Origin of the sequence: Halonatronomonas betaini (assembly GCF_015666175.1) — a bacterium.
GTDB classification, from domain to species: Bacteria; Bacillota; Halanaerobiia; order Halanaerobiales; family Halarsenatibacteraceae; genus Halonatronomonas; species Halonatronomonas betaini.
Map to the genome: position 1 here is coordinate 297,154 of NZ_JADPIE010000004.1, position 13,788 is coordinate 310,941.

At 35.9% G+C, this 13,788-nt stretch carries 15 protein-coding genes; 11 read left to right on the plus strand and 4 right to left on the minus strand.

The window, feature by feature from the left end; genetic code table 11:
* Positions 1-45: 45 nt before the first annotated feature.
* A complete protein-coding gene (locus I0Q91_RS08920) occupies positions 46-2,286 on the minus strand; it encodes a vitamin B12-dependent ribonucleotide reductase (RefSeq protein ID WP_270454146.1) in 2,241 nt (746 codons plus the stop codon).
* A 221-nt stretch (positions 2,287-2,507) separates the two neighbouring features.
* Between I0Q91_RS08920 and I0Q91_RS08925 the strand changes: the two genes are divergently transcribed.
* Together I0Q91_RS08925 and I0Q91_RS08930 are read left to right on the plus strand one after the other, a co-directional pair.
* Positions 2,508-2,987, plus strand: a complete 480-nt coding sequence (locus I0Q91_RS08925; protein ID WP_270454147.1) for a ferritin family protein — start codon at positions 2,508-2,510, stop codon at positions 2,985-2,987.
* Positions 2,988-2,993: 6 nt separating this feature from the next.
* Complete coding sequence (locus I0Q91_RS08930; RefSeq protein ID WP_270454149.1) at positions 2,994-3,245, plus strand: GIY-YIG nuclease family protein; 252 nt, start codon at positions 2,994-2,996, stop codon at positions 3,243-3,245.
* 32 nt (positions 3,246-3,277) lie between these two features.
* Here the strand turns inward: I0Q91_RS08930 and murB are convergent, their stop codons facing one another.
* From murB to I0Q91_RS08945, 3 genes are read right to left on the minus strand one after another with little or no spacing between them, the layout of a single operon-like run.
* Positions 3,278-4,213 carry a UDP-N-acetylmuramate dehydrogenase gene (gene murB, locus I0Q91_RS08935; protein WP_270454150.1) on the minus strand — a complete coding sequence of 312 codons (936 nt, stop codon included), beginning with the start codon at positions 4,211-4,213 and terminating at the stop codon, positions 3,278-3,280.
* 3 nt (positions 4,214-4,216) lie between these two features.
* Positions 4,217-5,422 carry a tRNA uracil 4-sulfurtransferase ThiI gene (gene thiI, locus I0Q91_RS08940; RefSeq protein WP_270454151.1) on the minus strand — a complete coding sequence of 402 codons (1,206 nt, stop codon included), beginning with the start codon at positions 5,420-5,422 and terminating at the stop codon, positions 4,217-4,219.
* A 16-nt stretch (positions 5,423-5,438) separates the two neighbouring features.
* Complete coding sequence (locus I0Q91_RS08945; protein WP_270454152.1) at positions 5,439-6,572, minus strand: cysteine desulfurase family protein; 1,134 nt, start codon at positions 6,570-6,572, stop codon at positions 5,439-5,441.
* A 157-nt stretch (positions 6,573-6,729) separates the two neighbouring features.
* Here I0Q91_RS08945 and I0Q91_RS08950 point away from each other — a divergent pair, with 157 nt between their 5' ends.
* The 9 genes from I0Q91_RS08950 to I0Q91_RS08990 are packed head-to-tail and all read left to right on the plus strand — an operon-like array spanning position 6,730 to position 13,782.
* Positions 6,730-7,497, plus strand: coding sequence for a TatD family hydrolase (locus I0Q91_RS08950; protein ID WP_270454153.1), 768 nt, complete (start codon positions 6,730-6,732; stop codon positions 7,495-7,497).
* A 20-nt stretch (positions 7,498-7,517) separates the two neighbouring features.
* Entirely contained in the window at positions 7,518-7,748 is a 231-nt protein-coding gene (locus I0Q91_RS08955) for a DUF2905 domain-containing protein (RefSeq protein ID WP_270454154.1), read from the plus strand.
* A 25-nt stretch (positions 7,749-7,773) separates the two neighbouring features.
* Entirely contained in the window at positions 7,774-8,634 is an 861-nt protein-coding gene (dat, locus tag I0Q91_RS08960; RefSeq protein WP_270454155.1) for a D-amino-acid transaminase, read from the plus strand.
* A 2-nt stretch (positions 8,635-8,636) separates the two neighbouring features.
* Entirely contained in the window at positions 8,637-8,894 is a 258-nt protein-coding gene (locus I0Q91_RS08965) for an HPr family phosphocarrier protein (protein WP_270454156.1), read from the plus strand.
* Complete coding sequence (locus I0Q91_RS08970; protein ID WP_270454157.1) at positions 8,895-9,908, plus strand: NADH:flavin oxidoreductase; 1,014 nt, start codon at positions 8,895-8,897, stop codon at positions 9,906-9,908.
* Between the two features lie 14 nt (positions 9,909-9,922).
* Complete coding sequence (gene buk, locus I0Q91_RS08975; protein ID WP_282550583.1) at positions 9,923-10,999, plus strand: butyrate kinase; 1,077 nt, start codon at positions 9,923-9,925, stop codon at positions 10,997-10,999.
* 10 nt (positions 11,000-11,009) lie between these two features.
* Positions 11,010-11,972 carry a 2-hydroxyacid dehydrogenase gene (locus I0Q91_RS08980; RefSeq protein ID WP_270454159.1) on the plus strand — a complete coding sequence of 321 codons (963 nt, stop codon included), beginning with the start codon at positions 11,010-11,012 and terminating at the stop codon, positions 11,970-11,972.
* Positions 11,973-11,988: 16 nt separating this feature from the next.
* Positions 11,989-13,137 carry a sensor histidine kinase gene (locus I0Q91_RS08985; protein ID WP_270454160.1) on the plus strand — a complete coding sequence of 383 codons (1,149 nt, stop codon included), beginning with the start codon at positions 11,989-11,991 and terminating at the stop codon, positions 13,135-13,137.
* Between the two features lie 6 nt (positions 13,138-13,143).
* On the plus strand, positions 13,144-13,782 hold the full coding sequence (locus tag I0Q91_RS08990) for a response regulator (RefSeq protein WP_270454161.1): 639 nt from the start codon (positions 13,144-13,146) through the stop codon (positions 13,780-13,782).
* The last annotated feature ends 6 nt before the right edge of the window (positions 13,783-13,788 follow it).

A 13,788-nucleotide genomic window follows, 5' to 3' on the forward strand; every position in this document is an offset into this window, starting at 1 on the left:
ATAAAGGGCAGCCCTTGATGGGCTGCCTCTTTTTATGGGTTCATATTAACCACATTTTGACCAGCCACAACTATTACAGACGACACATCCGCCGTCGCTGGCTAGTTCACTCTCACATTCCGGACATTTTCTTTTTTCTTCAGGATTATTTTTGAAATTAAAACCTCTAACTGCTTCTGCAGCTTTTTCTTTAACTGCTTCAGAATTGAAGTTTTTGTCTTTAATGCTTATTTCACCGTTTTCATTTGAAATTTCTAGGGCCCGGCCAATGGCATCAGGACAGGAGAGATTTCTAACTTCAGTACGTATCATTGCAGCTTCACAGCGGATCCCTTTAAGCTGATCTGTTATCTCTTCAACAGGCATGCCACTTCTTAATGCCAGAGAAGTTAATCGACTGATAGCTTCTGATTGGGCATGGCAACCTCCACCTTTTCCTGTGGTTGTAAATAATTCACAGATGCCTTCTTCATCAGAATTAATTGTTATATATAGTTTACCGCAACCAATAAGAGTTTTTTCTGTTGTACCAACTGTTACTTTTGGTCGATTTCTTTTGCTTTTGTTATCTTTTTCGTCTTTATCACTGGATTTAGTTGTTAAAACCTGGCCTGAACGGCTGCCATCTCTATAAATAGTAATGCCTTTACAATCTAGCTTATAAGCTAATTCGTAAGCTTCTTTGACATCATTTTTAGACGCATTATTTTTAAAATTGATAGTTTTGCTGACAGCATTGTCTACATATTTTTGGAAGGCTGCCTGAGTTTTTATATGCCATTCAGGAGTAATATCATGGGAAGTAACGAATATTTCTTTTAAGTCATCAGGGATTTCATCTATTTTCTGGATTGAACTCTGACTGGCAAGTTTTTCTTTTAACTCGTCGTTCATGATGCCTCTTTCTTCAGCTATTTGAGCAAATATTGGATGGAGCTCAACTAATGTTTCATCGATTACATGTCTTTCATATGCCAGAGCAAATAATGGCTCAATACCACTGCTTGTGCCGGCAATTATACTAATTGAACCTGTTGGGGCAATTGTAGTAGTTGTTGCATTTCTATATTCTTTTTCGTATATGCTTTTTTCAAAATTCGGGAATGGGCCACGTCTTTTAGCCAGTTTATGGGAAGCTTCTCTGGCTTTTTTGTTGATGAAGCCCATTATATTTTCAGCTGTTTCTACTGCTTCCTGACTGTTATAGGCCAGGCCTAATTTTAATAACATGTCGCTATAACCCATGACTCCAAGACCAATTTTTCTATTTCCCTGTACCATTTCAGTTATTTTATCAAGTGGGAACTCGCTCATATCTATAACATTATCCAGGAAGTGGACTGCTTTTTTGACTGTTTCTGCTAATTTATCATAATTAATCTCAGCTTCGCCAATAGGACCTTCGGTCATTTTAGATAGGTTGATAGAGCCTAAATTACAGGCCTCAAAAGGGAGTAATGGTTGTTCGCCACAGGGGTTGGTGCTTTCTATTTCTCCGATTTCAGGGGTCGGGTTTTCTTCATTAATTTTATCCAGAAAAATTATTCCTGGCTCTCCGTTTTTATGCGCCATTTCAACTATCAGGTTAAAGATTTCGCTGGCATCTTCAAGACCAGTAATTTTTCCAGTTCTAGGATTAATTAATTCATATTTTTCGTTATTCTGATAGGCTTCCATAAAATCTTCAGTTATAGCGACAGAAATATTGAAATTATTTAGCTGATCCTCGTCTTCTTTAGAGGTAATAAAATCTCTAATATCAGGGTGATCAACTCGCATTACCCCCATATTTGCTCCCCGTCTTTTGCCTCCCTGCTTAACGGTGTTGGTAGCTTCATCAAAAATTCGCATAAATGAGATAGGACCACTGGCAACTCCACCAGTAGTTTTTACTATATCATTTTTGGGTCGGATCCGGGAAAAGCTAAAACCAGTGCCTCCACCACTCTTATGTATCAATGCAGAATTTTTTATTGCATCAAAAATTCCATCCATGCTATCTTCAACTGGAAGGACAAAACATGCACTTAATTGTTGCAGGTCATTATCTGCATTCATAAGAGTTGGAGAGTTCGGGAGGAATTCTAACTTTGCCATCATTTCATAAAATTCTTCTGCTGTTTTATCCACAGGTTCATCATATATTGCATTAGCTTCAGCAATATTATTTGCAACTCGTAAAAACATATCTTTAGGAGTTTCAATAAGATTTCCATCTGGATCTTTTTTAAGATATCTTGCCTCTAAAATCCGAATACTATTTTCTGAAAGATCTGGTTCAATCATTTTTTATTACCACCTTTTCTTTTAGTTTCTTTTTATATTATATCAGATATTGGTCTTAAAATAAATGGTATTTTTCTATATATAGTGCTTTTTTTATGAGTCGACCACAATATATCGTGCCTGCAGGATTACTAAAAGATATTTATTGATATCTATTCCTCAATAATGTAAGATAATATATAGTAATAATAAACTAAAATAGCTTTTTAGGAGGACAAATAATGTTAAATCAACAGTTTAGTAAAATGGAAGTTATAGAGATGGCCAAGGATATTGAAAAAAGAGGTTTGAACTTTTATAGGTCCCAGGCTGATAAGACAGACAATCAGGAAATCAGGGAATTGTTTTTAAGGTTAGCAGGGGATGAAAAGGATCATTTTCAGAGATTCGATAATTTAGGGAAGTCTATAAAGGAGAATTCAGATTATAAGGAAGATCATGTTTATAATGAACAGGTTAGTACTTATCTAAATGCTTTAGTTGAGTTTGCAGTTTTTCCTGGTGATGAGCTGATTGATAAGGAATTTGACTCAATGGAAGAAGTCTTAAAACTAGCAATTCAGGCGGAAAAAGATTCTATCCTGCTTTATACCGAGATGCTTGACAATCATTCCGGAGATACTGTAGATATTATAAAAAAATTAATCGACGAAGAGAAACAACATCTATTAGACCTGGTTAAATTAGATGCGAAATTATAATTAAAAATGGATTATGTTTATATTCTAAAGTGCAGTGATAACACTCTTTATACTGGCTATACTACAGACCCGGAAAGAAGAATAGAAGAACATAATGCTGGCATAGGCGCTAAATATACCCGGGGTAGAGGGCCGGTGGAATTAGTTTATTTAGAGGAATTTTCTGATAAAAGCAGAGCTATGCAGAGAGAATACGAAATCAAACAATTTTCTAAAAATGAAAAATTGGAATTAATAAGAAAAGGGACAGTTAATTAACTGTCCTTTTTCTCGTTTATTAAGCTATAAAACTAATTATCGAGCTCAGGTAATTTATCAAACTGGCCTAAAAACCTGGGTTCAGGATATAACTGGATATTAAATTTCTTTTTGACTGTCTTCTGTACAACTATCATTAAATCAATAATATCAGCAGCCTTTGCATTATTAGCATTTATTATAAAACCTGCATGTTTTTTTGAGACCATTGCTCCACCTACTTTTTCACCTTTTAAACCGGCTTTTTCGATTAGTGAGCCGGCATAATTGTCTGGAGGTCTCTTGAAAGCACTACCAGCACTCGGGTATTCCATTGGCTGTTTTGCCCAGCGTTTTTCGTTTAATTCTTCCATTTCATTTTTAATAGTTGTTTTAGGCGCAGGGTTTAATTCCAGGACGGCTTCTAATGCTATTAAATCATTTTCCTGGAGGATACTATAACGATAATCTAAATTTAATTTATCTTTGTCGTATTCGATGATACCATGATTATTTGAAAATAGTCTGGCCTTCTTAATTACCTGTTTGATTTCACCGCCGTATGCCCCGGCATTCATAAAGATAGCTCCTCCTAAACTCCCAGGAATGCCACAGGCAAACTCCATTCCTGTAAGATTATTTTCAGCAATCACATCACATAACTTTTCTAAGGATACACCTGTTTCGGCAATCACCTGATTTTCGTTAAATTCAATATTATTTAATTTAGAGGTGGTGATTATTGCCCCTTGATAACCTTTATCAGAAACTATTATATTGCTGCCTCCACCTAGAACAAAGTATTTAATATTAAATTCATTTACAAGTTCTAGAGATTTAATTAAATTGGTTTTGTTTGCTGGCTCAATAAAGATGCTGGCAGGGCCACCAACTTTAAAAGAAGTATGATTTGATAAAGACTCATTTTCTTTAAAGTTTATATTTGATTTTTTTAGTTTATTTTTAAACAGTTTTATTTTATCTGACATTAATTAATTCTCTCCCTGGATTCTTTCGATTTCAATATTTTCAATTGCTTCCTCAATTAGTGGTTGGAAATCTAGATTACTTTCAGTTTGCTCTGTTCTTTTTAACCTGGGCCTGGTGATTGGGCTATCAGGCAGGAATAGTGAACAGCAATCTTCAAAGGGTAAAGTTGAGGTTTCATAGCTGCCGATTTCCTTAGCTTCTTTAATTATATCATCTTTATCTCTTGTTATTAATGGCCTGAGCAATGGTAGTTTAGCTACATCGCCAATTGTTCTGAGGCTGGCAAGGGTCTGACTGGCAACCTGTCCGACACAATCACCGGTGACTAATGCCTGGGCATTAATTTCTAATCCTAATCTGGAAGCAATCCTGAGCATCATTCTCCTTAAAATAGTAATTGAATAATCGTCATGACAATTTTTATTAATTTCTTTCTGCAGATTGGTTACATTTACTATATAGAGATTTGCGTCTCCATTATATTTTGCCAGGGTTCTGGCAAGGTCTCTAACCTTTTCAAGATTTCTTTCTCCTGTATAAGGAGGTGTGTGGAAATGAATAAAGTTTAACTTTACGCCACGACGGATCATTTCCCAGCCTGCTACAGGGCTATCGATTCCACCTGAAAGTAATAATAGAGCAGACTCAGCACTGCCAACAGGTAAACCGCCTGTTCCTGCATAGGTATCAATAAATAGATAGATTCCACTTTTGCGGATATCTAGCTCTATTGTTGTATCAGGATTATCCAGATCTACTGATAGGAGTTCATTATCGTTTTGATTGATTTTTTCATAAATATATCCACCAACTTTTCTACTGACCTGAGGGCTCTCTAAAGGAAAACCCTTATTTGCCCGATTGGTTCTAACTCGAAAGGTTGAAGGGAGTTGCGGGTCTTTTTTTTGAAATAACTTAAATGCTGTTCTGCTCAGGTCTTCAACATCGCTTTCAGGCTCCAGTTTAACTGCTGGACTAAATGAAACAATCCCTGGCACAGTTTTTAAGGTCTCTATGACTTCTTTGCTTATATCTGATTTTTCTTCTTCAAAATATAAAAAGAATCTTCCGAAAGTCCGGTCCAGATTGAAATCTAATTTATTTTTAAGTCGTCTATTCAGGTCATCAGCCAGTGCATCGGCAAACTTTGAAAAGTTATGGCCTTTAAGCCCCATTTCTCCATATCTAATAATAATTAATTTATACATTTAATCACCTCTGGGATTATAATAAAAAGTTTAACTCTTCTTTTAAAGTATTTATTAGTCGGTTGGCTTCCTGTTCAGTATTATTTTTTGATATGCTAATTCTTATTGAACTAGAGGCTATCTTATCATCTCTTCCCATTGCCTCAAGTACATGGTCAGTTTTAATATTAGTTCCTGCACAGGCAGAACCACTTGAAATATATATATCGTTATGATTGAGAGCATTTACTATTACTTCTCCTGGCAAACCTGGTATAGATGCATTAATAATATGGGGAGCAGATTTATCTGGAGTATTTATAATTATTTCTGGAATTTCACTCTCTATTCTATTGATAATATGATTTTTTATTTTATTAATAGAATTATTAAATTCATTAGATTTATTTAGATCCTTAATGGCTTCAGCCATTCCAGCTATTCCTGGAAGATTCTCTGTTCCACTTCTTAATTCTCGTTCCTGGCCACCGCCATATAGGATAGGCTCTATATAATGATCTTCTCTTAAATATAAAAAACCTGTCCCCTTTGGTCCATGAAATTTATGGCCACTGAAGCTGGCCAGATCAACTTCTAATTTTTCTGGGACTGTTTCTACCTTTCCTGGTGCCTGAATCATATCGCTATGAAAAATAATATCACTATTTAATTTTTTGGCTTTTTTACTAATTTCAGCTATAGGTTGAATAGCACCTGTTATATTGTTGACATACATGATAGATATTAATATTGTATCATCTCTGATTTCAGTTATTACATCTTCAGGGTTTATAAATCCTGAGGAGTCAGGGCTGACCAGGGTTATGTCATAGCCTGAATCCCTTAATTTATCGAACTGCTCATAAATGGAGGGATGCTCTATCTGACTGGAAATAATATGGTTTCCCCTTCCAGACCGGATGCCTGCAGCTCCCTGGATTGCAAGATTGTTTGCTTCTGTGCCTCCTGATGTAAAAAGGATCTGCTCTGGCTTTGTTCTTAAATAATCTGCAATAGTTCTGCGACTATTTTTTAGAATTTTGTCAGCATCAATCCCTTTATTATGGATTGATGAGGGGTTACCGTAATTTTCTAGCATTGTTTGATATGCTACCTTTGCAGCTTTTTCTGATACCCTTGTTGTAGCTGCATTATCAAAATATATCTCCATAAATTAATCAACTCCGTATTTAACTAACTGATTTTCTCGTTTATTATACCATATAGTTGAATACATTTAAATTCTTTGGCCCCAGCATCTTGCATAGACCTTCGTAGCAGGATATAATAGGAACAAAGAATTATAGAAATAGAAAGGTGATAATTAAATGGAGTTATTCGACAGTCATGCCCATATAGATTTTCCAAGATACAATAAAGATAGAGACAAAGTTATCGAGAGAGCTCGAGCAGAAGGAGTTAAATATATTTTAAACTGTGGAGCAGATCTGGAGTCCAGCCAGAGAGCTGTAAAACTGGCTGAAGATTATGATGATATTTTCGCTGCCGTTGGTATCCATCCCCATGAAGGATCAATGTATAGCATTGAAATTGCTAAAAAACTTAGAGAACTTGCGGAAAACAAAAATGTTGTTGCCTTTGGTGAAATTGGACTGGATTATCATTATGATAATTCTCCCAGGGATGAGCAGCGTCAGGCTTTTAGGGCTCAATTAAGGCTGGCATCGACTCTAGATTTGCCAGTGATAATTCATAGCCGGGAAGCTGAAAAAGATACAATTAATATATTGGAGGAAGAATGGGATTCAAAAAATGGAGGAGTTGTGCACTGTTATTCCAGTAGTGCAGAAATGGCTAAAAAGTTACTTGAGCTGGATTTCCATATAGGATTTACTGGATTAATAACTTTTAAAAACCTTGAATGGTTAAGGAGAATAGTCAGTAATACGCCAATTAATAAGATTTTAATTGAAACAGATTCACCATATATGTCTCCAGAACCTTATAGAGGCCGGAGAAATGAGCCTGCCAGGGTTAAAGAGGTTGCCAGGCAGGTTGCAAAGTGTCATAATCTTACACTGGAGAAAGTAGCCGAAATAACTACTGAAAATGGCTTGAACCTCTTTAAAATATAGATTGAGTAAGGTGATCGAATGTGCTAGATCTTGAAAGTTTGGGCAGATTAATAATTGGTATAGGGTTTTTGCTTATTATAATTGGCCTGGTTATATTGTCAGATATAGAGTTATTTAGCTGGTTTGGTAATCTGCCAGGAGATATCAGGATCGAACGGGATAATTTTAATTTCTATTTTCCTATTACCACAATGGTTATTTTAAGTATTATTTTAAATCTGGTTTTAAGAATAATCAATTATATTTTTTAAAACTTAAAAAAGGGTGGGAATATTAATGACAGATAAAATTTATTACAATGGAAATATAATTAAAAGAGAAGATGCTAAAGTTGATATAGAAGATAGAGGCTATCAATTTGCTGATGGGGTTTATGAAGTTGTGGCATTTTATCAGGGGGAGCCATTTACTCTAGAGGAGCATATGGAGAGATTAGTATTTTCAGCAGGTGAGATTGATATTGAAACTCCTTCGGCTGAAACATTAATTAAAGAAGCTAAAAATTATATGCAGGAGACAGGTTACGCAGATAGGAATGCCAAACTTTATGTTCAGGTATCCAGGGGAGTTGCCTCAAGAAGCCATGCTTATCCAGATGGCCTGGAACCTGTTATAATAATGAAAGCCGGGCCTTTAAATCCTAATCCAGAAGAGTATTTTCAGGAAGGTGTTAAAATAATAACCCTGCCAGATGAACGCTGGTCCCGTTGTTATATAAAGTCTATTGCATTGCTTCCTAATATACTGGCTAAAAAGAAAGCTAAACAGGCAGATGCCTATGAGGCTGTAATGTCCAGAGATGGCTTTATAACAGAGGGTTCCAGTTCGAATATATTTATTGTTGAGGATGATACAATTATAACACCACCTGCAACAAACTATATTTTAAATGGTATAACCAGACAGACAGTAATTGATAGACTGGCTCCTGAATTAGGTTATGAGGTCATTGAAGAGAGTATTCCATATTATACATTATTGAAAGCTGAACAGGTTTTTCTAACTGGAACAACTACTGAAATTATGCCAGTCGTGCAGATAAATGATAAAGTTGTTGGTGACGGGAAAGTTGGAGCAGAAACAAAGGAGATTTTTAAAGCATTTAGAGAATTAACTGGATTTGTCAGGGGGAAATAAGGATGTATGAAAGAGAGATAAAAATTACCAGTAAATACGGACTGCATGCAAGACCGGCAGCCAGTTTTGTTGAGCGTGCAGGAAAGTATGATTCTGAAATCGAAATAGTTCATGATGGAGAACCAGCTAATGGTAAGAGTATTATTAGTTTGCTGGCCCTTGCAGCTGGTAAGGGAGATAGAATAATCATTAGAGCAGAAGGAAAAGACGAAACAGATGCTGTCAATGATCTGGTTGATTTTTTAAAGGAGGCAGAATAAATGCCTGGAACTGCAAATTTATTGACTCCTATTCAGATTAATAATTTAATTTTAAAAAATAGAATTGTGCTTCCACCATTAGCAAGTAAAAAGGCAACTGCTGATGGGAAGGTTACTGATGAATTATTAGATTATTATAGAAATAGAATTGGCAATGGCTTAATTATTGTAGAACACAGTTACATTGATAAAGCTGGTATGGCCAGTGAAAATCAGCTGGCTATTAATGATGGCACTAAATTAGATGGTTTAAAAGAACTTGCAAGTTTAATAAAAGAGGGAGGATCAGCTGCAGGAATTCAACTTGCTCATGCCGGTGCCAAAGCTGATCCAGAAATTACTGGTTGTAATTCCTATTCCCCATCTGGAATTAAACCACCAGGGATAGAAAAAGATTATAAACCTGAAAAACTTTCAAAAAAAGAGATAGATGAGTTGCTGGAGTTATATGCTACTTCAGCAAGAATTGCTAAAGCGGCAGGTTTTGATTTAATAGAAATTCATGCTGCCCATGGCTATTTGCTAAATCAATTTATTTCCCCTTTAACAAATAAAAGGGATGATGAATACGGAGGTTCTCTGGCCAATAGATTCAGGATTATTGGTAAGGTTATTGAATCAATCAGGGAAGTGATTGGTGATAGTTTTCCGCTGGCAGTTAGATTAGGTTCAGATGATTTTGAGGAAGAAGGTTTAAAGCCTGAAAAAGCTGCTGAAGGAATTTTGCCATATCTCGATTCGATTGATCTCCTTGATCTGTCTGGGGGATTAAACGGATATGGTGTACTGGATGAAGGGGAAGAAGGATTTACTGCTTATCTGGCAGATGAATTTAAGAATTTTATTTCAGAAGATAAGTTGCCACCGATTTTAATTGCCGGAGGGATAAAAACAGCCAGTTATGCTGAAAAACTTTTAGTTTCAGAAAAGGCTGAACTTATAGGTGTTGGTAGAGCACAGTTAAAAAATAGAAACTGGCCTGATAAAGCTCTAAATCAGTTAAATAACAATTAAATGGGGTGAGAGTTTTGGAAAAGTCATTAATAATTAATCCAGGTTCAACTTCAACAAAATTAGCTATTTTTGATGGCAAAAAAGAGGAATGGTCAAAATCCCTTGATCATTCAAGATCTGATATAGATGAATTCAATAAGATAATTGATCAATTAAGCTGGAGACAGGAGCTTATACTAGAAGCTATAAAAGATGCTGGCTATCAGCTGGAGGATTTTGATTTTTTTGTTGCCCGAGGAGGTCTGCTTGATCCTATTCCTGGAGGAACTTATTTAGTTGGCGAGGAGATCATCAAAGATTTAAAGGCCGGGAAAAATGGTGAGCATGCTTCTAATCTGGCTGCAATTATTGCCTATAATTTTGCTAAAAAGTCTGGAGTAAATGCATATATAGTTGATCCAGTTGCTGTTGATGAATTTAAGCCTGTAGCCAGATTGTCTGGTTTACCTGAATTACCGAGAAAATGCCAATCACATGCTTTAAATTTAAAGGCAGTTGGCAGGAAAGTGGCTGCCAGCTTAGGTAAAAATTTTGATGAGATTAATCAGATAGGTGTTCATTTAGGCGGAGGTATTTCAATAGCTGCACTGGAATATGGTAAAATAGTAGATGTAAATAATGCAAATCAGGGAGGGCCTTATTCCCCTGAACGTGTGGGCACATTACCGGCCCTTGATTTAGTAAATTATATTTTTGAAAACGAACCGAAACAGGCAGAACTTAAAAAGGAATTAGTAGGCAAAGGTGGACTTACTGCTTATTTAGGGACAGCTGATGGAAGAGAGATAGAGGAAAGAATTTCTTCTGGAGATGAAAAAGCTAAACTTATTTATGATGGTATGGTCTATCAGATTGCAAAGGAAATAGGCGCAATGTCAGCAGTTTTAAATGGAAAAATTAGTGGAATATTTTTAACTGGTGGTCTGGCTAATTCAGATTATCTTACTGATGCTATTAAAGAAATGGTCTCTTATCTGGCACCAGTCTTTATTTATCCAGGTGCCGAAGAGATGGAACATCTTGTATCCGGTGGTTTAAGGGTTATCCGTGGCGAAGAGGATGCAAAGGATTATAAGTCAGAAAAGTTATAGGAGGGATAGCTTGAGCAAACCAGAGGTTTATGTTAGCAGGGTGATTCCAGAGACTGGATTGAATATTCTTGAAGAAAAATGTGATGTGACTGTAAATGAAGAAGATAAACAGCTTTCTAAATCTGAATTAATCGATAATTTAAAGGGCAAAGATGGCGCTCTTGTAATGCTGAGTGATGAAATTGACAGGGAATTAATTGAAGCCTGTCCAGATTTAAAAGCAGTAAGTAATCTGGCTGTAGGTTATAATAATATAGATGTCCAGGCAGCTAAAGAGGCTGGAATTATAGCTACTAATGTTCCTGGCGTTTTAACAGAAGCTACTGCTGAGTTGACCTGGGCATTATTGATGGCAGTTGCCAGGAGAGTGGTTGAAGCTGATAAGTTTTTGCGAGCTGGAAAGTTTAAAAGCTGGGGCCCAAAGCTGTTGATGGGCAATGATATTTATGGCAAAAAGCTTGGTATTATAGGTTTTGGCGATATAGGCCAGGCTGTTGCCAGAAAAGCTGCCGGTTTTAATATGGAAATCTTCTATAATAAAAGAAATAGATTATCGATACCAGCTGAAAAGAGATTAGGGGTTGAATATAAAAAATTACCTCAATTACTGGCAGAATCAGACTATATTACAGTTAATGCACCTCTGAATTCTGATACTTATCATCTGATTGGTACAGAAGAACTACAAATAATGAAGGAAACAGCATATATAATAAATACAGGCAGGGGACCAATAATTGATGAAAAAGCTCTGGTGAAAGCTTTAAGAGAAAATGTTATAGCCGGTGCTGGTCTGGATGTTTTCGAAAATGAACCTGATGTAGAACCAGGGTTGCTAGAGCTTGATAATGTGGTTTTGACTCCTCATATCGGGAGTGCTTCAAAGGAAGCCCGTTATGAGCTGGCAGAAAAAGCAGCATCTGACTTAGTTGCGGCTTTAACAGGTGGAGAAGTTGAGAATCCGGTGACCTAGAAAGTAGGTGTTTATATTGGTTGATTCAGATAACCTGGGTAATAATTTAGAAGATATTATGGCAAAAACTATTTCATTTATAGAGGACAGTACTCAGGATGTTTTTGCTATTGCTGAATCATCTAGAGAAGAACTTGATAATATAAAAAATGAACTTTTATTGATTCAGCAGGAGATTGAGGAAGTTATCGATAAGTTAGATAGTAAGGAAAAAGAAAATAAAGAGGCAAGGCAGAGGCTGATGGAAGTCAGTCAACAGTTTGATAGATATTCTGAAAGGGAGATAAAAAAGGTTTATGAACTTGCCGAGGACACCTCTGTTGAGATTGCAGTATTACGGGAAAAGGAGGAACAATTACAACAGCGAAGAAGAGAACTAGAAGAAAGATATAAAAAAATGGAAAAGACCAATAATAAAGCTGAAAGTCTGGTCAGTCGGATGGGTGTTGTCAAAGATTTTCTTGATGGAGAGCTAGTGGATATTAATGATCAGTTTGATGATTTAAGAAATAGGGAACAGCTGGCATTTAAAATAATTCAGGCCCAGGAAGAAGAAAGAAAGAGGGTGGCCAGAGAAATTCATGATGGACCTGCTCAATCAATGGCTAACCTGGTTTTAAGAACTGAGATAGTTCAACAGATTTTAAAAGAAGATAAAGACCAGGCATTAAATGAGTTAGATGATTTTAAAGATATTGTAAGAACGTCTGTAAAAGATATAAGAAAGATTATATATGATTTAAGGCCAATGTCGTTAGATGATTTAGGACTGGTTCCGACTTTAAGAAAATATATTGATGATTTTACTACTGAGACTGGCATAATGGTTGAATTAATGATCCGTGGAGAAGAGAGGACATTGCCTTCTTCTTATGAAGTTACGATATTTAGACTGGTTCAAGAGGCATTGACCAATATGAGAAAGCATTCTGATGCAAATAGTGGCAGGGTTCAGATTGAGTTTACCAGAAATGATATCAAGATATTAATCATTGACGATGGAAGAGGTTTTGATCAAAATGGTGATTTTGAAAATTCATATGGTATAATATCTATGAAGGAACGTTGTAAACTTCTTCAGGGAGATTTCAAGATTAGTTCAGAACCAGGTAAAGGAACCAGAATTAATATTGTTCTTCCCCTGGATATAGAGAGGAAAGGGTGATTTTAAATGGCAAAGACAAAAGTATTAGTAGCAGATGATCATGAGTTAGTTCGTGAGGGAATTTGTAAATTGCTTGATCTATTTGATAATATTGAAATAGTTGGTGAGGCAGGTGATGGTCTTGAAGCTGTTTCTAAAGTCAGGGAACATTTTCCAGATTTAGTTTTATTGGACTTAAATATGCCTAGAATGAATGGCATTAATGCTATCCGAAAAATAAAAGAGATAAGCCCGGAAGTGAAAGTTATTATACTAACAATTCATGATGATGAGGAATATATTTATAAGGTGACTTCAGCTGGAGCTGAGGGTTTTATTCAAAAGGATATTACATCTGAAGAATTACAGGATGCTATAAAGAGGGTACTGGACGGAGAAACAGTATTCCCAAGAACAGTTGCTCAGGAACTTGATGCTGACGGAAAAGAGGCAACTGATTATAATGAATTATTAAGTAATAGAGAACATGAGGTTTTAGGCCTTCTGGCACGGGGCATGAGTAATAGAGAAATCGCCGAAGAACTTTATATTAGTGAGAAAACAGTAAAAAATCATGTTAGTAACATTTTAAGAAAACTTGATGTAAATGATAGAACTCAGGCTGTCATTAAATCTTTAAAGTATGGCCTTGTTAGATTAGTATAAAATATT

Coding starts and splice junctions, on each gene's coding strand:
- I0Q91_RS08920 (WP_270454146.1), bottom strand. CDS start 2,286: ATGATTGAACCAGATCTTTCAGAAAATAGTATTCGGATTTTAGAGGCA.
- I0Q91_RS08925 (WP_270454147.1), top strand. CDS start 2,508: ATGTTAAATCAACAGTTTAGTAAAATGGAAGTTATAGAGATGGCCAAG.
- I0Q91_RS08930 (WP_270454149.1), top strand. CDS start 2,994: ATGGATTATGTTTATATTCTAAAGTGCAGTGATAACACTCTTTATACT.
- murB (WP_270454150.1), bottom strand. CDS start 4,213: ATGTCAGATAAAATAAAACTGTTTAAAAATAAACTAAAAAAATCAAAT.
- thiI (WP_270454151.1), bottom strand. CDS start 5,422: ATGTATAAATTAATTATTATTAGATATGGAGAAATGGGGCTTAAAGGC.
- I0Q91_RS08945 (WP_270454152.1), bottom strand. CDS start 6,572: ATGGAGATATATTTTGATAATGCAGCTACAACAAGGGTATCAGAAAAA.
- I0Q91_RS08950 (WP_270454153.1), top strand. CDS start 6,730: ATGGAGTTATTCGACAGTCATGCCCATATAGATTTTCCAAGATACAAT.
- dat (WP_270454155.1), top strand. CDS start 7,774: ATGACAGATAAAATTTATTACAATGGAAATATAATTAAAAGAGAAGAT.
- I0Q91_RS08965 (WP_270454156.1), top strand. CDS start 8,637: ATGTATGAAAGAGAGATAAAAATTACCAGTAAATACGGACTGCATGCA.
- I0Q91_RS08970 (WP_270454157.1), top strand. CDS start 8,895: ATGCCTGGAACTGCAAATTTATTGACTCCTATTCAGATTAATAATTTA.
- I0Q91_RS08990 (WP_270454161.1), top strand. CDS start 13,144: ATGGCAAAGACAAAAGTATTAGTAGCAGATGATCATGAGTTAGTTCGT.